The organism is Dellaglioa sp. CoH-56-MRSF-11 (genome assembly GCF_056782135.1).
Map to the genome: position 1 here is coordinate 189,617 of NZ_JBXAYE010000003.1, position 20,501 is coordinate 210,117.

The following is a 20,501-nucleotide window of genomic DNA, read 5'->3' on the forward strand; positions in this document are numbered from 1 at the left end:
GAAAGGCCAAATGACTAAAATAATTGAAACAAATGATGTTCATTTGTATTATGGTAAGAAAGAAGCCCTCAAAGGAATTAATCTTGATTTCAATGAAAAAGGGATTACCGCTTTAATCGGTCCATCTGGTTGTGGTAAATCAACATATTTAAGAACGTTAAATCGCATGAATGATTTAATTCCAGGTGTAACCATTACAGGTACAGTTAAATTAAAAAATGAAGATATTTACGGTCCTAAAATGGATACCGTAAGATTACGCAAAAATGTTGGGATGGTTTTCCAACAACCTAATCCATTTCCATTTTCAATTTACGAAAATGTTGTATATGGTTTGCGATTAGCTGGCGTTAAAGATAAAGCAATCCTTGATGAAGCTGTTGAAAAAAGCTTGAAACAGGCTGCTGTCTGGGATGATGTAAAGGATGATTTGGGTAAAAATGCGCTTGCGTTATCTGGCGGACAGCAACAACGTGTCTGTATCGCTCGAGTCTTAGCGGTTGAACCTGAGGTCATTTTACTGGATGAACCAACAAGTGCTCTGGATCCTGGTTCAAGTAGTAAAATTGAAAATATGTTGCTAGAATTGCGTGAAAAATATACTATTATAATAGTGACTCACAATTTACAACAAGCTTCTCGAATTTCAGATCGAACTGCCTTCTTTTTAGAAGGTAATTTAATTGAAGTTGCACCAACTAAAAAATTATTTACGCAGCCTGTACAAAAAGAAACGGATGACTACATTAGTGGTCGATTCGGTTAAGAAAGGGAGACAAAATAATGCGATTACTTTTTGATGAAGAACAAGAAAAGCTACACATTAGATTTAGCGAAATGGGTATGATGGTTAGTGAAGCCATTCATAAATCTGTCCGTGCTTTCATTAATCATGATAAAGAGTTGGCCCATGAAGTTATCGTTGGCGATTACAAAATTAATGAACGCGAAATGAAGTTAGAAAAACAAACGTTAGAAATGATTGCATTGTATCAACCTGTTACAAGTGATTTAAGAGATATTGTGACTGTTTTAAAAGCTATTTCTGATTTAGAACGAATGGGAGATCACGCTGTAAGTATTGCGAGATCAACGATTCGTGTTAAAGGCAATCCTAGGGTAACGGAGATTGAAGATGAGATCGGAATTATGGGCGACCACGCACGTAAGATGGTTGAAGAAGTCCTCACAGCTTATATTAGAAAAGATGCCGAAAAAGCTCGTAAAGTTGCTAATTTAGATCTTGAAGTTGATGAATATTTCACGACAATATATGACCAGTGTATCCATGAAATGAAAACGAATCCCGAAACAGTTGTGGGAAGTGCTGACTATTTGATGGTTGCCACTTATCTAGAACGAATTGGCGATTATGTTACAAATGTGTGTGAATGGGTTGTTTATTTAAAAAATGGCCGAATCACTGAATTGAATCCTGGTAAATCAGAGTTAGAAAAAGAAAATGAATAAGGCACTACTCATTTAATAACTAACAATTTCGCGATTGTTAGTTATTTTTAATTTAAACGTTAAAATTTAAGTAAATAACGCTCGTTAAAATTGTAAAATGAGTACGATAAGAAGTACAATAATGATAGATTATTCTGAATGGAGGAACTACAAAATGAAAACAAATAAAAAATTCACAAAATCAACTAATAAAATTATCGCGGGTGTCGCAGCTGGACTTGCCGAATATATAAATTGGAATCCAACACTCGTTAGATTTTTATTTTTAATGCTAATCTTCGCAACAAAAGGCGTATTTATACTTGTCTATATCTTGTTAGCAATTAGCTTACCAGGGAAAAAACGTTCATTTACTAGTTCTTTTGAGCAGTTTACATCTAGTACTGGACAACGGACTAGCTCATCAAGTAAGAGTGGCCGTAAAATTATTAAAGATGTAGAAGTTACAGACGATAAATAATATTAATGATGAGGTGAAGATTCATGGGATTTTGGCAGCGCGTATTAATTAATGCCATACTGTTTTTGGCAATATCTGGTTTTTTTCCAGAGACTTTATTTGTTAAAAGTATCTGGGTTGCATTAATCGCCAGTTTTGTACTGGCCGTACTAAATATGCTAGTTAAACCGTTTTTAGTGATTTTATCACTGCCGGTAACTATTTTCAGTTTAGGATTTTTCTATCTGATTATAAATGCATTTATGTTACAAATGACGTCATTTTTTGTGGGTAATGAATTTAAATTTTCGAGCTTTTGGGCGGCATTTATCATCTCAATTGTGATGAGTATTGCTAATACAATCGTAACAAATTACTTTATTAGAAATAGACAATAGGGGGCATTAAGATGGCCAATGAAGTTTCAGTTAGAAATTTAGTAGATGCAATGGGATTAACTGTTTTAATTGGGAAAGAATACTTGGATGATAAAAAAATTACAACAAGTGATATTTCACGTCCTGGTCTAGAATTAACCGGGTATTTTAATTTTTATCCGAAAGAACGTATTCAATTATTTGGGATGACAGAACATGCTTATGCAAATGGACTGACTCCTGAAGATAGGCAGAATGTGATGAATCAATTAGCAACAGAACAAACACCATGTTTTGTTGTTTCAAATGATTTGGATGTGCCGCTAGAATTATTAGCTATCGTCAAAGAAAGACATATTCCAGTTCTAATTTCAAAACTAACAACGTCACGTCTATCTTCTAATATGGTTAACTTTTTGGAAGCTAAATTAGCTGAACGCCAGTCAATACATGGTGTTTTAGTTGATATTTATGGTCTTGGGGTCATGATTACAGGTGATTCTGGTGTTGGTAAATCAGAAACAGCGCTTGAATTAATTAGACGTGGACATCGGTTAATTGCAGATGATCGTGTTGATGTTTTCCAACAAGATGAGGAGACACTTGTTGGTGAGGCACCTGCAATTTTAAAACATTTACTTGAAATTCGAGGTATCGGTATTATCGATATCATGAACTTGTTTGGTGCAGGAGCTGTCCGTAATGACACTGATATTTCACTAATTATTCATCTAGAAAACTGGACTCCTGATAAACAATTTGATCGATTAGGTAATAATGATGAATTTGTTAAAATATTCAATGTGAATGTGCCAAAAATTTCTGTACCTGTTAAAACAGGACGTAATTTGGCCATTATCATTGAAGTCGCAGCAATGAACTTCCGTGCAAAAACAATGGGTTATGATGCTACTAAAGCATTTGAAGCTAATCTAAATGGCTTAATCCAAACAAATTCAAAAAAAGATTAAGGATTGGACGAGAGTAAATTGAATTATTTATTAGGTGCGTTGAATCCCATCGCAGTTAAATTAGGACCTATTGAAGTTCGTTGGTATGGTGTAATAATTGCGAGTGCAGTAATTCTAGCAGTTATTTTAGCCATTCTTGAAGGCAAAAAAATAGGAATAAATGAAGATACCATATATGATATGGTTCTATGGGCGTTGCCAATTTCAATTGTTTCTGCGCGACTCTATTACGTTGTGTTCGAGTGGTCTTATTACGCTCAACATCTCAGTGAAGTTTATCGAATTTGGGATGGTGGTATTGCTATCTATGGTGGGTTAATAGGCGCAATTATTACAGTGATTATTTTCTGTCAGCGTCGCCATTTGTCAGCATGGTTAATGTTTGATCTAGCGGCACCACTTGTGCTACTTGCGCAATCAATCGGCCGTTGGGGTAATTTTATGAACCAAGAAGCCCATGGTGGAAAAACGACGTTAGAGGCATTGCAAAATTTACATTTACCTGAATTTATTATTAACCAAATGAACATCAATGGCACCTACTATAAGCCAACATTTCTATACGAATCATTGTGGAGTTTTGTTGGATTCTTAATATTAATTGCCTTGAGACATCGAGTACACCTTTTCAAACGTGGAGAAATACTATTTGCATATCTAACTTGGTATTCATTTGGTCGTTTCTTTATCGAAGGAATGAGAACAGATAGCTTAATGTTATTTTCAACAATTCGTGTTTCTCAACTTCTCTCATTAGTGATTTTTATTGGATCAATTAGTTGGTTATTATTGAGAAGATATTGGGAACCGCAAAATCAATGGTATTTAGACGGACAATTGAAATAAAAATTTCTCATAGTTAATGCTATTAGAGGTAAAATTTGGTATGATTAGAATGAATAAATTTTGAAGGAGATTATATAATGACAAAAAAAGTAGCAGTATTAGGCGCCGGTTCTTGGGGTAGTATCCTTGCCGATATCCTAACTGAAAATGGTCATGACATCAGACTTTGGTCAAATGTTCCAGCACAAGTAGCAGAAATGAATGAGTTCCATACAAATAAGCATTACTTGGAAGATTACACTTATTCTAAAGACCTACATGCATATGAAGATTTAAAAGAAGCTTTGGATCAAGTTGACGCTATTTTATTTGTTGTTCCAACAAAAGCAAGCCGTATTGTTGCTAAACAAGTAGCAGCAATTTTAGAAGAAACAGGTAACAAACCAATTATTATTCATGCAAGTAAAGGACTAGAACAAGTCACACACAAACGTATTTCAGAAGTTATTGAAGAAGAAATTCCTGCTGACATTCGTGGTAGTGTTGTTGTCTTCTCTGGCCCAAGTCATGCTGAAGAAGTTGCAAATCGTGATTTAACAACAATTGTTTCAGCAAGTACTGATCCTGAAGCTGCAAGTTTTGTTCAAGATCTCTTTATGAATAAATTCTTAAGAATCTACACAAATAACGATGTTATCGGTGTTGAAATGGGCGCAGCTATGAAGAATATTATCGCCGTTGGTGCTGGTATGCTTCATGGTATGGGCTATGGCGATAACGCTAAAGCAGCTTTGATTACACGTGGATTAGCTGAAATTGCTCGTTTAGGGACATCATTTGGTGCTAACCAATTAACCTTTATGGGACTTTCTGGTGTTGGTGATTTAATCGTTACAGCTACAAGTGTTCATTCACGTAACTGGCGTGCTGGAGACCAATTAGGTCAAGGTAAATCATTAGATGCTGTTGTTGCTGATATGGGTATGGTTATCGAAGGTGTTGGTACTGCTAAGGCTGCTTATGAATTAGCACAACAACAAGGAATTGATATGCCAATCACAAATGCAATTTATGACGTTTTATACAATAATAAAGAAATTAAATCAGTGATTGAAGCTTTGATCAATCGTGAAGGTAAATCTGAATTAGCAGAATAAAAGGGGATTAGACTATGCAAAAAGTTAAAAAAGCCATTATTCCGGCTGCTGGACTAGGGACTCGTTTCTTACCAGCAACTAAAGCGATGGCAAAAGAAATGCTCCCAATTGTTGATAAACCAACGATTCAATTTATTGTTGAAGAGGCGCGTCAATCGGGTATTGAAGATATTTTGATTGTTACGGGTAAAGGTAAGCGACCAATTGAAGATCATTTTGATTCGGTGCCAGAACTGGAAGCGAATTTAGCTGCAAAGCATAAAGACGAATTATTAAAATTAGTTGAAGAAACAACGGATATTAATTTGTATTTTGTTCGTCAATCTCATCCACGAGGTCTTGGCGATGCCGTTTTAATGGCTAAAGACTTTGTTGGGGATGAACCTTTTGTTGTCATGTTAGGCGATGATTTAATGGAAGATAAAGTACCATTAACGCGTCAACTCATGAATCGCTTTGATGAGACACATGCTTCAACTTTAGCGGTGATGAAAGTCCCTCATGAAGAAGTTTCAAAATACGGTGTGATTAATCCTGAATTAGAAGTTAAACCTGGATTATTCAATGTTAAAAACTTTGTTGAAAAACCTACACCTGAAGAAGCACCTAGTGACTTGGCTATTATTGGACGTTACTTATTAACACCTGAAATTTTTGGTATCTTAGAACATCAAAAACCAGGTGCTGGTAATGAAATTCAATTAACGGATGCCATCGATGCATTGAACAAGGTGCAACGTGTTTTCGCTCATGAATTTAAAGGAACCCGATACGATGTTGGCTATAAATTTGGCTACTTAAAAACAAGTATTGAGTATGGTTTGAAACATAAAGAAGTTAAAGATGAATTAAAAGAATATTTGAAGACTTTAGGCGCAAAATTAATTGCAGAAGATACAGCAAAAAATAAGTAGCCTAATTCTTACAGTAAAGCAGGTTTCAAGTTCAACTCACTTGGGACCTGTTTTTGATGTTAAAGCAATTAAATAGACAAAAAAAGTAACATAGGGTATTGTTGAATTACTTACTAAAAGAAAGAAGGTTGAACTAATGACAAAAAAATATGATGTTGTTGTGATTGGTGCTGGGCCCGGTGGAATGACTGCCGCACTCTATGCATCACGTGCAAATCTATCGGTTTTAATGATTGATCGTGGGATTTATGGTGGCCAAATGAACAATACGGCTGAAGTTGAAAATTATCCTGGATTTAAATCAATCTTAGGCCCTGATTTAGCAAAAGAAATGTACGAAAGTTCGACACAATTTGGTGCAGAATATGCATACGGTAGTGTAACCGATATTACAATTGAAGGCGATACTAAACTCATCACAACAGATAATGATGTTTTTGAAACAAAAGCTTTAATTATCGCAACTGGATCAGAATACAAAAAATTGGGTGCTGAAGGCGAAGATACCTTTAGTGGCCGAGGTGTATCTTACTGTGCAGTCTGTGATGGTGCTTTCTTCAAAAATCGTGAAGTCATCGTTATCGGTGGCGGTGATTCAGCAATCGAAGAAGGTTCTTATTTATCAAAATTAGCTTCAAAAGTGACGGTAATTCATCGTCGTGACAAATTACGCGCTCAAAAAATCTTACAAGATCGTGCCTTTGCGGATGATAAAATATCTTTTGTTTGGGATACTAATGTCACAGAGATTGTTGGTGACGATCGTAAAGTAACTGGCGTTAAAGTAACGAATAATAAAACAGGTGAAACATCTGAAATTCCTGCTAGTGGTGTCTTCATTTATGTTGGTGTTAAACCAATGACAACAGCATTCACAAAGCTTGGAATTACTGACGATTATGGTTGGATTCCAACTGACGAAAATATGCTAACAAATGTACCAGGTATTTTCGCAGTTGGTGATGTGCGTAAGAAAGAATTGCGTCAAATTACAACTGCAGTTGGTGACGGTGGTATTGCTGGACAACAAACATTTAGTTACCTTGAATCATTAAATGATGCAGAATTAAGTTAAATTATAGAATAAGCCTTTTGAGGCTTATTTTTTTATTTACTTGACTTTATGTGCATGTGAACATTATAATAATCTAATCCGCTTATGAAAAAAATTAAACATATGCGTAAATTTAAGTGAGAAGAGAGTTAGAATGACAAACAAAAAAAGAAACACAATTGGTGCTGTTTTATTAATTGCGACTTTTGCCGCTTTATTAAATCAAACATTGATGATTACAGCATTACCAAAATTAATCACCGTTTTAAATGTTAACCTTGCAACCGCACAATGGTTAACGACGGGTTATGTTTTAATGGTCGGAATTTCGACACCATTATCAGCAATTTTATATGAAAAATATTCAACAAGACAAATATTTGTCGGTATTATGGTTGTCTTTTTAATCGGAAGTATCGTTGCATCAAGTGGCGCTAATTTTTGGGCAATCTTAATTGGTCGCTTAATCCAAGCTGCTGCCGGTGGCGTATTGACTACATTTACGATGATTAGTGTCATTGCAATTAACCCAATTGAACGCCGTGGCGTTGTAATGGGACTTGCTATGCTTGTTATCTCAGCTGCTCCAGCAATTGGACCAACTTTATCAGGTATTATGATTACATTTTTACCATGGAGAGCATTATTTATTTTCATTATTCCAATCATGTTAATTTTATTAATTGTTGGGGTTTGTATTTTACCTAACTATTCAGAAAAGACAGATGTTAAAATTGATTTTAAATCATTCTTCTTATCACTAGTTGGACTTGCTACAATTTTAATTGGTATTTCAATTATTGGAGACCAATTATTAGTTGCACTTGTCCTTATTGTGATTGGTGTTTTAGCATTAATCTATTTTGGCCGTCGTCAATTAGCTTTAAAAGAACCATTTTTAAATATTCGAATTTTCAAAGTACGTTCATTCTCAACTATGATTGCATTAATTATGTTAGTTTTTGGTATTTTAATGGCAACAGAATTAGTTATGCCAATGTTCTTAGAAAATAATCAACATTTATCAGGAATGACTGCTGGATTAATTATGTTACCGGGTGCTGCAATTAATGCTATTATTTCACCTATTGTTGGTAACCTTTATGATCAATACGGTTATAAAAAAATATTTATATTTGGCTTTTTGATGTTGATGATTTCAGTACTACCAATGTTATTCTTAACAATTGAATTTCCTGTTTGGTTATCAGTTGTTACTTACGCTATTCGATTAACAGGGGTTGGTGCTATTATGGCTCCAGCAACAACAGAATCTTTAAAAGATTTAAATCCAATGGAAATAAATCATGCAACAACATTAACGAATACATTAAGACAAGTTAGTGGTTCATTATTTAATACCGTTATTATTGTTATTGCTAGTATTCCTGCATCATTTGTTGTTGGATACAAATATTCAATGATCTTTATCATGGTTGTCTCAATTGTAATTGGACTAGTTGGACTAATCTATTTCAGAAAAACAAGTAAAGCTTAAGGAGTTTTGAGATGCAAAATATGAATGGAAATTCTTTTTACGATACACATGAAGTTGAGAAATTAACAACAATTTACAACAGAATGATTCGATTAAGAATAAATGATACGTTAAAAGGGTTTGAACTTTCTGAGAGTAACTTTTTTTACGTGTTGTTAGTTTGTGAGTCACCTGGCGTTAGTCAGGATGAGCTAATCCAAAATATTTATCGGGATCACAGTGTTGTGACACGTGCTATCTCAAAATTAATTAAAGATGGTTGGCTTGAAAAAAAAATGTCGTCCGCAGATAAACGACGGACTGAACTTTATCCTACAGCAAAAGCGATTAATAATTATCAAGATATTTTTGATAGAATTACAGTCGTTAATGATGAAAGTATATCGGTGCTTAGTGAAGAAGAAATTAAGCAATTTGAGCATATTTTGGAAAAGGTAATTAAATCAGGAATTGAACGTGAGCGACTTGCTGGAAGAAAGATATCAGAATTATTCTGATATCTTTTTTATTATCCTGAATAGTAAGCGCATTTATTGTATAATAGTAATATTATATGAATGGGAGTGATATTTTGACTTGGGAAGATAATTATTTAACTTGGTTAAATGAAGAAACACTAGACGCAACATTAAAAAATCAGATTGTTTCGCTTAAAAATAATCAAGAAGATTTAAAAGAATCTTTTTACCAACCAATGGAATTTGGAACTGCTGGTATGCGTGGCTTGATGGGTCCTGGTATTAACCGGATGAACATCTACACGATTCGTCAAGCAACTGAAGGATTAGCTCGCTTTATGGATACGTTAGATGATGCAACTAAAATGCGCGGTGTCGCAATTAGTTATGATTCGCGTTACCAATCACAAGAATTTGCGATGGAATCAGCTAAAGTTTTAGGCGCACATGGTATTCCAAGCTTTGTTTTTGAAAGCTTACGTCCCACACCAGAATTATCGTTTGCAGTCCGCCATTTAGCTACTTACGCCGGAATTATGATAACGGCTAGCCATAATCCTAAACAATATAATGGCTATAAAATTTATGGTGAAGACGGTGGCCAAATGCCACCTAAAGAATCAGATATGATTACTGGTTTTGTTCGCGAAGCTGATGATTTATTTGCCATTAAAGTAGGTGATGAGACAGTATTAAAAGCTGATAAAACACTCCAAATTATTGGTGAAGAAGTTGACGCTGCGTATCTTGCTGAAGTTAAAAAAGTGACAATTAATCAAAAATTAGTTGATGAAGTTGGTGCTTCAATGAAACTTGTTTTCACACCACTTCATGGAACAGGTAAAATGTTGGGTGAACGTGCTTTGAAACAAGCTGGATTTGAACAATTTAAGATTGTGCCTGAACAAGCTGAAGGTGATCCTGAATTCCCAACAATCAAGTTACCTAACCCAGAAGACGCACCAGCATTTGATTTAGCTATCAAATGGGGTCGACGTGAACATGCTGATTTATTAATCGCTGTTGATCCAGATGCTGATCGTATGGGTGTCGCTGTACGTCAAACTGATGGTGAATATAAATTATTAACAGGTAATCAAATTGCTGCTCTAATGTTCAATTATATTTTAACTGCTAGCGAAGAAGCAGGAACTTTACCCGCTAATGCCGTTGGCGTTAAATCAATTGTATCAAGTGAACTTGCAACTAAGATTGCTGAAGCACATCATGCTAAAATGATTAATGTCTTAACAGGATTCAAATTTATTGCGGAACAAATTCAAAACTATGAAGAAACAAATGAACATACCTTTATGTTTGGTTTTGAAGAAAGTTATGGTTACTTAATTCGTCCTTTCGTTCGTGATAAAGATGCTATCCAAGCATTAGTAATGTTATCTGAAGTAGCTGCTTACTACAAACAATTTGATAAAACATTGTCAGATGGATTAGATGATTTATTTAAAGAATATGGTTATTACGCTGAAAATACTAAAGCGTTAACGTTTGAAGGTATTGAAGGTGTTCAAAAAATCAAAGATTTAATGACAATCTTCCGTGATGACGCACCTAAAGATTTTGCTGGCTATAAAGTCGCTAAATTAGAAGACTTCACAACGGGTATGGCGCAATTAGCTGATGGATCATCTGAAGAAATCGGATTACCAACTGCAAATGCGTTGAAATATATCTTAGAAGATGGTTCTTGGATTGCAATTCGTCCTTCAGGGACTGAACCAAAAATTAAATTCTACGTGGGAACGCAAGCTGAAACTGATGAAAAAGCACAAGCTAAGTGTCTTGCATTTGAAGAAGCAATTATGGCAATTGTCAACGCCTAACTAAAAAAGTAGTGCTAAATTTACATTTAGCACTACTTTTTTTGACCTTAAATGGGTTACAAAATTTATAAGCAAATAAAACAGTATTTTGTAAACAACTTTTTAAGATTTATTATTTTCTTTCAGGGCTGATTAACTTGTTTAGTTTCTATTTATTCATTTTTTTCTTTTTAAAGCGGTGATAAAGGTAGGCGATTCCAAGAAAGTAGATGGAAGCGAGTAGGGACGACACGGGGAGAACGCTAAAGATAGTCGGTGGAACAATCATTGCAAGCAATGGAAAGGCATAAGCGGCTGGAATTTTAACTTTGAAAAGATGGAGTATACAAAAAACGAGAGGCATAGTGATTAAGGCGACAACAACATTGGAATCGATTACCATGCAGGCGAGAACACCGATCGTTGCTGAAAGCGTCAAGGCAGTAACCTGTTTGAACACCATTTTTGCCGGATACATCGGCTTTTGTAGCACCTCGAAAAAAACGACAAGAATCGGTGGAATAGCGGCCATCAAAGGCTTTCCAGCAATCGTCACGAGACCAACCCAAATGAGTGAAGAAACGAGAAATAAAAGCATAGCCTGATAGTTAAGGTTTGTTTTTTTTGCGTAGTTTTGATCGAGTTTACGGCCTTTAACGACAATCATCTCGATGAAAGTGAAAATGATGATGGCAATGATGAATGAATATTTGGACGCATTAACGATGATTGGCAAGAGACCTGTAGCCAATGAAGGCGCCAGTGCCGATCGGGTTACCACTAATAGAAAGACCATGATGGCGATCATTAGGCAGATTTTAATTGTGTAAGAAATCTCAAGTAAATTGATGCCAAAACCGATAATTGCGGTGACAGAAGGCAGCAAAAAAAGATTAAACGAACGATCTAACCAATTGGCTTCGTGGTAAATCCACAGTCCAACTGTTAACGCGGCGATTTCAGGTAAAATAATTTCTGAATCATGTAAAAGTGACGCGGCTTGTACCATGATTAAAATCAAGATAAAACCGGTTAAGTATTCAACGGTTTTATTGGCTAAAAACTTCAAAAAAATGTCCTCCTTAAATATAAAGCATGAAAATAAGCATAACATAAAAAAGTAAGGTAAAGTTGCGCGACGTGTTCCAATTGATGTATCAAGCGTTTGCAATGTGAATCAGTTTATTTTTTTGTTAAAAGTTGATGATACTTGAATTAACTTTTCCATATGTGGTAAGATTGTAAAAATTTATATAAAAAATGAGAGGGAGCTGTTAATTATGGGAATGCATCAATACCTACAAAGTTTAAGTAATTTAGAAACGTTAAAACGAGCACCAGGATATTTTAAATATGAAGATCATTCGGTAGCGGAACATTCATTCAAAGTAACAGAAGCTGCTCAATTTTTAGGTGATGTTGAAGAAAATGCAGGAAATACGATTGATTGGCGCATGTTGTATGAAAAAGCGTTGAATCATGATTATACAGAACGATTCATTGGTGATATTAAAACACCCGTTAAATATGCAACAACAACGCTAAGAGAAATGTTAGCAAATGTTGAGGAATCATTATCTGAGAATTTTATTGTGAACGAAATTCCAGAAGAATTCCAAGATGCCTATCGTCGTAGATTATCAGAAGGTAAGGATGATACTTTAGAAGGTAAAATCTTGTCTGTAGCTGATAAATTAGATTTATTATATGAATCATTTGGCGAAATTCAAAAGGGTAATCCTGAATCAGTTTATACTGAAATTTATCAAGAAAGCTTAAAAACGATTCTTGAATTTTCAGATTTAGCGAGTGTTCAGTATATTCTACAAGAAATTCTTCCAGAATTATTAACGGAAGATTTCACAGATAAAGATAAAATTAAAAAAATAACCTTGGATATTATTAAGAAATAGAGTACACATAGGTTAAGGATTGCGTTGTATGCTAGAATAATGCATACAAGGTAGTCCTTTTTTGCTTAAAGAATAGGGAGAAATTAATGAAAACGGCAATTGTAACAGATAGTGCGTCATATATTGATCCAAAAGTAGCCAAAGATAAAAATATTATTGTTGTACCAATCACGGTTATTTTTGGGCAACAGACTTATTTAGAAGATGTGGAAATCTCTGCTTCAGAATTTTATCAAAGAATGAAAGATACGGATAAGTTACCCACAACGTCACAAGTCACAATGGGACAAATGCAAAGTGTCTTCGATAAATTAATTGAAGAGGGATTTGATGAAGTAATTTCAATTCATCTATCAACAGGTATCACAAGTTTTGTGGATAATTTACGTGCTTATTCAAAAACTGTGGAAGGAATTACGGTATATCCGATTGATTCTAAAGCAGCAAGTTCAGCAGAAGCCTTTCTTGTATTAAAAGCTGCTCAATTAGTGGCGCAAGGTGAGCATGCAGACACGATTGTACCTAAAATAGAAGCAATGCGTGAAACGGTGGGTATTTTCTTTGTTGTGGATAACTTGAGCCATTTACTTAGAACGGGCCGTATGACGAATGGTGCTGCGTTTGTGGGTAACTTATTACAAATTAAACCAATTCTGACCTTTAATCATGAAGGTCAAATTATCCCTTTAACTAAGGAACGGACAAAGAAGCGTGCTTTTCAACGGGTAATGGCAGATTTTTCTGATGCGATTAACTCAGTTGATTATCCAATTCGAGTAAGTATCGTTGATGCGAACAATCCTGAAGAGAGTACAAAATGGGTCTCATTTATTAAAACCAACTATCCTAATATTCCAGTTGAGGTTAGTCATATTGGGCCTGTTATTGGCGTCCATACTGGAGAAAAAACAATGGGTCTTATTTGGGGTCGTGATTATTTAGTTGATTAAGTTATTCTGAAAAAATAAGTGAGATAACGTGCGAAAGTATGTTCGGTATGCTAATATAATTAGTAGAGAATAATCATTTTTAAATGAGCCTGGGTAGGTTATTCCAGGCTTTTTTTAATTTCTAAAAATGATTGTATTGGAGGGGTTAACTTGATTGATAGACATGATGATGGCGTTTTTGACTTAGTTTCAAAGTACGAACCAACTGGAGACCAACCGAATGCGATTAAAACTTTAGTTGATGGATTAAATGATGGTAAAAAAGAACAAGTATTACTGGGTGCAACGGGAACGGGTAAGACGTTTACCATTTCAAATGTGATTAAAGAAGTTAATCGTCCCACATTAGTCCTTGCGCATAATAAAACATTGGCTGGACAATTATATGGTGAATTAAAAGAATTCTTCCCGAATAATGCGGTGGAATATTTTGTGAGTTATTATGATTACTACCAACCAGAAGCTTACGTTCCTTCAAGTGATACGTATATTGAAAAAGATTCCAGTATTAACGATGAAATTGATAAATTACGACATTCTGCAACAAGTTCATTATTAGAACGTAATGATGTGATTGTTGTTGCATCTGTCTCAAGTATCTTTGGATTAGGTGATCCAACAGAATATCGTGATCATGTTATTTCATTGCGTACTGGAATGACAATGGAACGTGATGATTTACTTAGAAAATTAGTCGATATACAATTCGAACGAAATGATATTGATTTTCAACGTGGTCGGTTTAGAGTTCATGGAGATATTGTGGAAATTTTCCCAGCATCTCGTGATCAAAAAGCTGTTCGTATTGAATTTTTTGGCGATGAAATCGATCGTATTCGTGAAGTTGATTCATTAACAGGTGAAGTTATGGGTGAACTTGAACACATGGCTATTTTCCCCGCAACGCATTTCATGACGAATGATGATGTGATGGATCATGCCATTGAAGGTATTGAAGTTGAATTGGCTGATCGATTAAAAGAATTAAAAGATGAAGATAAATTATTAGAAGCCCAACGTATCGATCAACGAACTACTTATGATTTAGAAATGTTACGTGAAATGGGCTATACATCCGGAATTGAAAACTATTCCCGCCATATGGATGGACGTAAACCTGGCGAACCTCCATATACATTAATTGATTTCTTTCCCAAAGATTTCTTGATCGTAGTTGATGAATCTCATGTAACCATGCCTCAAATTCGAGGGATGTACAATGGTGATCGCGCTCGTAAACAAATGTTAGTAGATTACGGATTCCGTTTACCTAGTGCACTGGATAACCGACCATTAACGATTGCGGAATTTGAAGAGCACGTTAATCAAGTCATTTATATGTCTGCAACACCAGGACCTTACGAAATGGAACGGACGTCAGATGTTGTTCAACAAATTATTCGACCAACTGGATTACTAGATCCAATCATTGAAGTTCGTCCAATTATGGGCCAAATTGATGATTTAGTTGGCGAAATTAATTTACGTATTGAACGCAATGAACGTGTCTTTGTCACAACATTAACCAAGAAAATGTCAGAAGATTTAACTGATTATTTGAAAGAGTTGGGGATGAAAGTTGCGTACTTGCATAGTGATATTAAAACGATGGAACGAACGAAAATTATTCGCGATTTACGCTTAGGCACATATGATGTTTTAATTGGAATTAACTTATTACGTGAAGGTATTGATGTTCCTGAAGTGTCATTAGTGACAATTTTAGATGCCGATAAAGAAGGTTTCTTACGTAGTGAACGTTCTCTAGTTCAAACAATTGGTCGTGCAGCTCGTAACGAAAACGGACGAGTGATTATGTATGCTGATAAAGTGACGGATTCAATGAAGGGCGCAATGGAAGAAACGCAACGCCGCCGTGATGTCCAAATGGCATATAATGAGGAACATCATATTACGCCAACTACGATTAAAAAAGCCATTCGTGAGTTAATTACGCCAACAAAAATTGAAGATAATTCAGGAACTGTTAAAACCTTTACCGAAACTGAATTTTTGGATATGGATAAAAAGGAACAACAAGATATGGTTGATCGCTTAGAAGGACAAATGAAAGAAGCAGCTAAAAAATTAGATTTCGAAACAGCTGCATCATTGCGTGATACGGTATTAGAATTAAAAACACAAATGTTATAAATAGGGGGATATTTCTTGAAAAATGATAAAATTGTGATCCATGGTGCGCGTGCGCATAATTTAAAAAATGTGGATGTCACTATCCCAAGAGATAAATTAGTTGTGATTACGGGACTTTCAGGATCAGGGAAAAGCTCATTAGCTTTTGATACACTTTATGCTGAAGGACAACGTCGCTATGTTGAAAGTTTATCAGCATATGCACGTCAATTTTTAGGGCAGATGGATAAGCCAGATGTTGACTCAATTGATGGGTTATCACCTGCTATTTCGATTGACCAAAAAACAACTTCAAAAAACCCACGATCAACAGTTGGGACAGTCACTGAAATTAATGATTATTTAAGATTATTATGGGCTAGAGTTGGACATCCAATTTGTCCAAATGATGGTCATGAAATCACGAGTCAATCCGTTGAACAAATGGTTGACCGTGTTTTAGAGTTAAAAGAGCGTACAAAACTTCAAATTTTATCACCTATTATTCGCAATAAAAAAGGACAACATAAAAAGATATTTGAAACGATCAAACGAGAAGGATTCGTCCGTGTTCGAGTTGATGGCGAGCTTCATGATATTGATGAAGAATTTGATCTTGAAAAAAAGGTCAAACACTCTATTGATATTGTGATTGATCGGATTGTTGTCAAAGAGGGCATTCGCTCACGTTTATTTGATTCATTTGAAGCAGCATTACGTTTATCTTCTGGCTACGCCACTGCAGATATTCTTGATGGTGATACAGATGGTGCAACAATTCAATTTTCCGAACATTATGCATGTCCTATTTGTGGATTTACAGTTGGAGAATTAGAACCACGTTTGTTCTCATTTAATGCACCATTTGGTGCTTGTGAAACTTGTGATGGTTTAGGAATGAAGTTAGAAGTCGATGAAGATTTAGTCGTTCCAGATCCAACTAAAACGCTAGCAGAAGGGGCAATTGAGCCATGGAATCCTATTAGTTCGCAATATTACCCATCGATGTTAGCCCAAGCTGCAGAAGCTTTTGGAATTCCAATGGATGTGCCATTTGAAAAGTTAACAGATGAACAACGTGATATTGTTTTGAATGGCGCTGGAACACGTGAATTTCATTTCCATTACGCTAATGACTTTGGTGGCGTTCGTGATGTAGATGCATTATTTGAAGGGGTTATTACAAATATTAGTCGTCGTCATACGGAGACTAATAGTGACTTTACGCGTGAACAAATGCGTAAATATATGACCAGCTTAACGTGTCAAACATGTCACGGTTACCGCTTGAATCGTAAAGCATTAGCCGTCCAAATTAATGGCCAACATATTGGTAAAATTTCCGCACTTTCAATTGGTGACGGCTTACCTTTCTTTGATAACGTTAACTTGTCAGAAAAAGAATCAATTATTGCAGCACCTATTTTGAAAGAAATTCGTGACCGCTTAACATTCTTACAAAATGTTGGCTTAAATTATCTGACATTATCACGTTCTGCAGGAACACTTTCAGGTGGAGAAGCACAACGGATTCGACTAGCCACGCAAATTGGCTCTAATTTATCGGGTGTTTTATATATTTTAGATGAACCTTCAATCGGGTTGCATCAACGTGATAATGATCGCTTAATTGAATCACTTAAGAAAATGCGTGATTTGGGTAATACTTTAATTGTGGTTGAACATGATGAGGATACCATGATGGCTGCTGATTATTTAATTGATGTTGGTCCTGGTGCTGGTGAATTAGGTGGTGAAATTGTTGCTGCTGGAACGCCCACACAAGTTAAAAAGAGTCGCAAATCATTAACTGGACAATATTTATCAGGAAAGAAATTTATATCATTACCTGATGAACGACGTGCTGGCAATGGTAAGAAGATTCGAATTACCGGCGCAAAAGAGAATAACTTAAAAAATGTAACGGTCGATTTTCCTTTAGGTAAATTCATTTCAGTTACAGGTGTCTCAGGTTCCGGTAAATCAACTTTAGTGAATGGTATTTTGAAAAAGGTATTATCACAAAAGTTAAATCGAAATTCTGAAAAACCAGGTAAATATAAATCAGTTTCTGGTGTTCAAAATATTGAAAGTGTTATTAATATTGATCAAAGTCCAATTGGTCGAACACCGAGAAGTAATCCCGCAACTTATACAGGCGTCTTCGATAATATTCGTGATTTATTTGCGGAAACTAACGAAGCAAAATTACGTGGTTATAAAAAAGGTCGTTTTAGTTTTAATGTCAAAGGTGGACGTTGTGAAGCCTGCAAAGGTGACGGGATTATTAAAATAGAAATGAATTTCCTACCAGATGTCTATGTGCCATGTGAAATTTGTCACGGGGCACGCTATAACTCTGAAACACTTGAAGTGACTTACAAAGGTAAGACAATCTCTGATATTTTAGATTTAAAAGTTGGCGAAGCTTTGAAATTCTTCGAACCAATTCCTAAAATCAGACGTAAACTGCAGACAATTGTTGATGTTGGTTTGGGCTATGTTTCGTTAGGCCAATCGGCAACAACATTATCAGGTGGTGAAGCGCAACGGATGAAGTTAGCTTCTGAATTACATCGTCAATCAAATGGTAAGAGTTTTTATATTCTTGATGAACCAACAACTGGTTTGCATACAGATGACATTAAACGCCTACTTAGCGTTTTAAATCGTTTGGTTGATGCGGGTAACACAGTCTTGGTTATTGAACATAACTTAGATGTGATTAAAACATCTGACTATTTAATTGATTTAGGTCCAGAAGGCGGCGAAGGTGGCGGAACGATTCTTGCGACTGGAACACCAGAAGAAATTGCTGAAGTGCCTGAAAGTTATACGGGACACTATTTAAAACCAATCTTAGAACGTGATCGTGCGAGAATGAATAAATAAATTAAGAAGTCAGATGAAAATCTGGCTTTTTTTTATTCCTTTTTTTTTAAAAAGTGTTAACTTTAAAGAAGACATAAAATAAATTGGAGGAACGGCTGACCATGGGCAATAACTATAAGAGTGTTTTTGATATTATTGGACCTGTTATGATCGGACCATCTAGTTCACATACAGCTGGTGCCGCTAAAATCGGTAAGGTTGGATTTCAATTATTTAATGGGAGAATCACTAAATTAAAAGTTCGCTATTATGAATCATTCGCAAAAACACATCGCGGGCACGGGACTGATTTTGCGACCGTTGCTGGGGTATTAGGCTTTGAACCTGATGATGTCCGTTGCCCACAGTCAATTCAGATTGCGGAAAAAATGGGGATTGAGATTCAGTTTATTGAAGATGCACACCCAAGTCCAATTAACCATCCGAATAGTGTTAAATTAACGATTGAAAATGAGACAAAAAAAATCGAATTAATGGGTTGCTCAATTGGTGGTGGCACAATTGAAATTAGGGCTTTCACTATAAAAAAACAACAATTTTTTCCAAAGGGTAGTTTACCGATACTAGTGTTGGAAGCTAATCCAGTAAATAAAAATAAAATTCAAAAACAAATCGAAAAATCGACAACTATTGTTATGCAAAGTGAATCTGAGTTAATGCCAGAGGATATTATGTATGAATATGATTTATCCAAGAATATTACTGAGACTGATATTAAGCAACTGCGATTATTAACGCACAATCTCATTTATTTAAAATAGGAGGTTCCATCTTGTATAAAAGTATTGCTGAGTTAGTTTCAACTGCTAATAAAGAACACAAATTAGTTTCAGAATTAATGATTGAACAAGAAATGGCGCAATCAAGTGAAACTAGAGACGTTATCATTGAAAAAATGTCTGCTAATCTTGAAGTGATGAAGCAAGCGATTGAAAAGGGATCAAATGGTGAAGGCGTTTCTTCAGCAACGGGATTAACGGGTGGAGATGCGGTCTTACTACGGAAATATCGTGAGAAAGGGCACTCTTTATCTGGGGATGCTAACTTAGAGGCGATGCAATATGCAATTGCGACTAATGAAGTCAATGCTTCGATGGGACTTATTTGTGCGACACCGACTGCAGGTTCATCTGGAACGTTGCCTGGGGTTATTTTCATGATACAAAAACGATTAAATTTATCACATGAAAAGATGTTACAAGCTTTATTTACGTCAAGTGCCTTTGGAATGATCGTGGCAAATAATGCCATGATTGCCGGAGCGACTGGTGGCTGTCAGGCAGAAGTCGGCAGTGCATCAGCAATGGCAGCAGCTGCCGCCGTTGAGGTTACTGGTGGAACGCCGGAACAATGTGCAGAGGCTTTTGCGATGGGACTTAGTAATTTATTGGGACTGGTTTGTGATCCAGTTGCTGGATTAGTTGAAATTCCATGTATCAAGCGAAATGCAATAGGAGCCGTGAATGCTTTAACGGCAGCAGATATGGCACTTGCTGGATTATCTAACAAAGTACCAGCTGATGAAGTTATTATGGCTATGAAAGACATTGGCGAACGTATGCCGAGCTCGCTTAGAGAAACTGGGATTGGTGGATTAGCTAGTACACCAACGGGCCAAGCAATTAAAATGAAAATATTTGGTGAAACGATATAGGGTTGGAAACAACTC

At 35.7% G+C, this 20,501-nt stretch carries 19 protein-coding genes; 18 read left to right on the forward strand and 1 reads right to left on the reverse strand.

Translation table 11 applies throughout. From position 1 onward, the window contains the following. The first annotated feature begins 10 nt into the window (after positions 1–10). The 12 genes from pstB (at position 11) to AC1RPT_RS04695 (ending at position 10,965) form a co-directional block, all read left to right on the forward strand. Positions 11–766, forward strand: a complete 756-nt coding sequence (gene pstB / locus AC1RPT_RS04640; protein WP_409022172.1) for a phosphate ABC transporter ATP-binding protein PstB — start codon at positions 11–13, stop codon at positions 764–766. Positions 767–783: 17 nt separating this feature from the next. Next, on the forward strand, positions 784–1,470 hold the full coding sequence (gene phoU / locus AC1RPT_RS04645; RefSeq protein WP_481761492.1) for a phosphate signaling complex protein PhoU: 687 nt from the start codon (positions 784–786) through the stop codon (positions 1,468–1,470). Positions 1,471–1,624: 154 nt separating this feature from the next. Beyond that, the gene (locus AC1RPT_RS04650; protein WP_409022174.1) at positions 1,625–1,930 is read left to right on the forward strand and encodes a PspC domain-containing protein; all 306 of its coding nucleotides are present in this window, start codon (positions 1,625–1,627) and stop codon (positions 1,928–1,930) included. A 23-nt stretch (positions 1,931–1,953) separates the two neighbouring features. Beyond that, positions 1,954–2,307, forward strand: a complete 354-nt coding sequence (locus AC1RPT_RS04655) for a phage holin family protein (protein WP_481761491.1) — start codon at positions 1,954–1,956, stop codon at positions 2,305–2,307. A gap of 11 nt (positions 2,308–2,318) precedes the next feature. Next, the gene (hprK, locus tag AC1RPT_RS04660; RefSeq protein WP_481761490.1) at positions 2,319–3,257 is read left to right on the forward strand and encodes an HPr(Ser) kinase/phosphatase; all 939 of its coding nucleotides are present in this window, start codon (positions 2,319–2,321) and stop codon (positions 3,255–3,257) included. A gap of 18 nt (positions 3,258–3,275) precedes the next feature. Next, a complete protein-coding gene (gene lgt / locus AC1RPT_RS04665) occupies positions 3,276–4,103 on the forward strand; it encodes a prolipoprotein diacylglyceryl transferase (protein WP_481761489.1) in 828 nt (275 codons plus the stop codon). 77 nt (positions 4,104–4,180) lie between these two features. Then, entirely contained in the window at positions 4,181–5,200 is a 1,020-nt protein-coding gene (locus AC1RPT_RS04670; protein ID WP_481761488.1) for an NAD(P)H-dependent glycerol-3-phosphate dehydrogenase, read from the forward strand. A gap of 14 nt (positions 5,201–5,214) precedes the next feature. Beyond that, on the forward strand, positions 5,215–6,114 hold the full coding sequence (galU, locus tag AC1RPT_RS04675; RefSeq protein ID WP_409022179.1) for a UTP--glucose-1-phosphate uridylyltransferase GalU: 900 nt from the start codon (positions 5,215–5,217) through the stop codon (positions 6,112–6,114). A 136-nt stretch (positions 6,115–6,250) separates the two neighbouring features. Further along, positions 6,251–7,189 (forward strand): thioredoxin-disulfide reductase, encoded by a 939-nt coding sequence (gene trxB / locus AC1RPT_RS04680; RefSeq protein WP_481761487.1) that lies wholly within the window; start codon positions 6,251–6,253, stop codon positions 7,187–7,189. A 133-nt stretch (positions 7,190–7,322) separates the two neighbouring features. Then, complete coding sequence (locus tag AC1RPT_RS04685) at positions 7,323–8,666, forward strand: DHA2 family efflux MFS transporter permease subunit (RefSeq protein ID WP_481761486.1); 1,344 nt, start codon at positions 7,323–7,325, stop codon at positions 8,664–8,666. An 11-nt stretch (positions 8,667–8,677) separates the two neighbouring features. After that, positions 8,678–9,163, forward strand: coding sequence for a MarR family winged helix-turn-helix transcriptional regulator (locus AC1RPT_RS04690; RefSeq protein WP_481761485.1), 486 nt, complete (start codon positions 8,678–8,680; stop codon positions 9,161–9,163). Positions 9,164–9,237: 74 nt separating this feature from the next. Further along, positions 9,238–10,965 carry a phospho-sugar mutase gene (locus tag AC1RPT_RS04695; RefSeq protein WP_481761626.1) on the forward strand — a complete coding sequence of 576 codons (1,728 nt, stop codon included), beginning with the start codon at positions 9,238–9,240 and terminating at the stop codon, positions 10,963–10,965. Positions 10,966–11,113: 148 nt separating this feature from the next. On the opposite strand, the gene AC1RPT_RS04700 is transcribed toward AC1RPT_RS04695, so the two are convergent. Then, positions 11,114–12,013 carry a hypothetical protein gene (locus tag AC1RPT_RS04700; protein ID WP_481761483.1) on the reverse strand — a complete coding sequence of 300 codons (900 nt, stop codon included), beginning with the start codon at positions 12,011–12,013 and terminating at the stop codon, positions 11,114–11,116. A gap of 211 nt (positions 12,014–12,224) precedes the next feature. On the opposite strand from AC1RPT_RS04700, the gene AC1RPT_RS04705 reads away from it, so the two are divergent. The 6 genes from AC1RPT_RS04705 (at position 12,225) to sdaAA (ending at position 20,486) form a co-directional block, all read left to right on the forward strand. After that, entirely contained in the window at positions 12,225–12,857 is a 633-nt protein-coding gene (locus AC1RPT_RS04705; RefSeq protein ID WP_409022185.1) for a YfbR-like 5'-deoxynucleotidase, read from the forward strand. An 86-nt stretch (positions 12,858–12,943) separates the two neighbouring features. After that, a complete protein-coding gene (locus AC1RPT_RS04710) occupies positions 12,944–13,807 on the forward strand; it encodes a DegV family protein (protein WP_481761482.1) in 864 nt (287 codons plus the stop codon). A gap of 150 nt (positions 13,808–13,957) precedes the next feature. Further along, on the forward strand, positions 13,958–15,961 hold the full coding sequence (gene uvrB, locus AC1RPT_RS04715; protein WP_481761481.1) for an excinuclease ABC subunit UvrB: 2,004 nt from the start codon (positions 13,958–13,960) through the stop codon (positions 15,959–15,961). Between the two features lie 15 nt (positions 15,962–15,976). Continuing rightward, positions 15,977–18,832 (forward strand): excinuclease ABC subunit UvrA, encoded by a 2,856-nt coding sequence (gene uvrA / locus AC1RPT_RS04720; protein ID WP_481761480.1) that lies wholly within the window; start codon positions 15,977–15,979, stop codon positions 18,830–18,832. A 101-nt stretch (positions 18,833–18,933) separates the two neighbouring features. Beyond that, the gene (locus AC1RPT_RS04725; protein WP_481761479.1) at positions 18,934–19,593 is read left to right on the forward strand and encodes a serine dehydratase beta chain; all 660 of its coding nucleotides are present in this window, start codon (positions 18,934–18,936) and stop codon (positions 19,591–19,593) included. Positions 19,594–19,604: 11 nt separating this feature from the next. Then, positions 19,605–20,486: an L-serine ammonia-lyase, iron-sulfur-dependent, subunit alpha gene (gene sdaAA / locus AC1RPT_RS04730; RefSeq protein ID WP_481761478.1), complete on the forward strand. Its 882-nt coding sequence runs from the start codon at positions 19,605–19,607 to the stop codon at positions 20,484–20,486. The last annotated feature ends 15 nt before the right edge of the window (positions 20,487–20,501 follow it).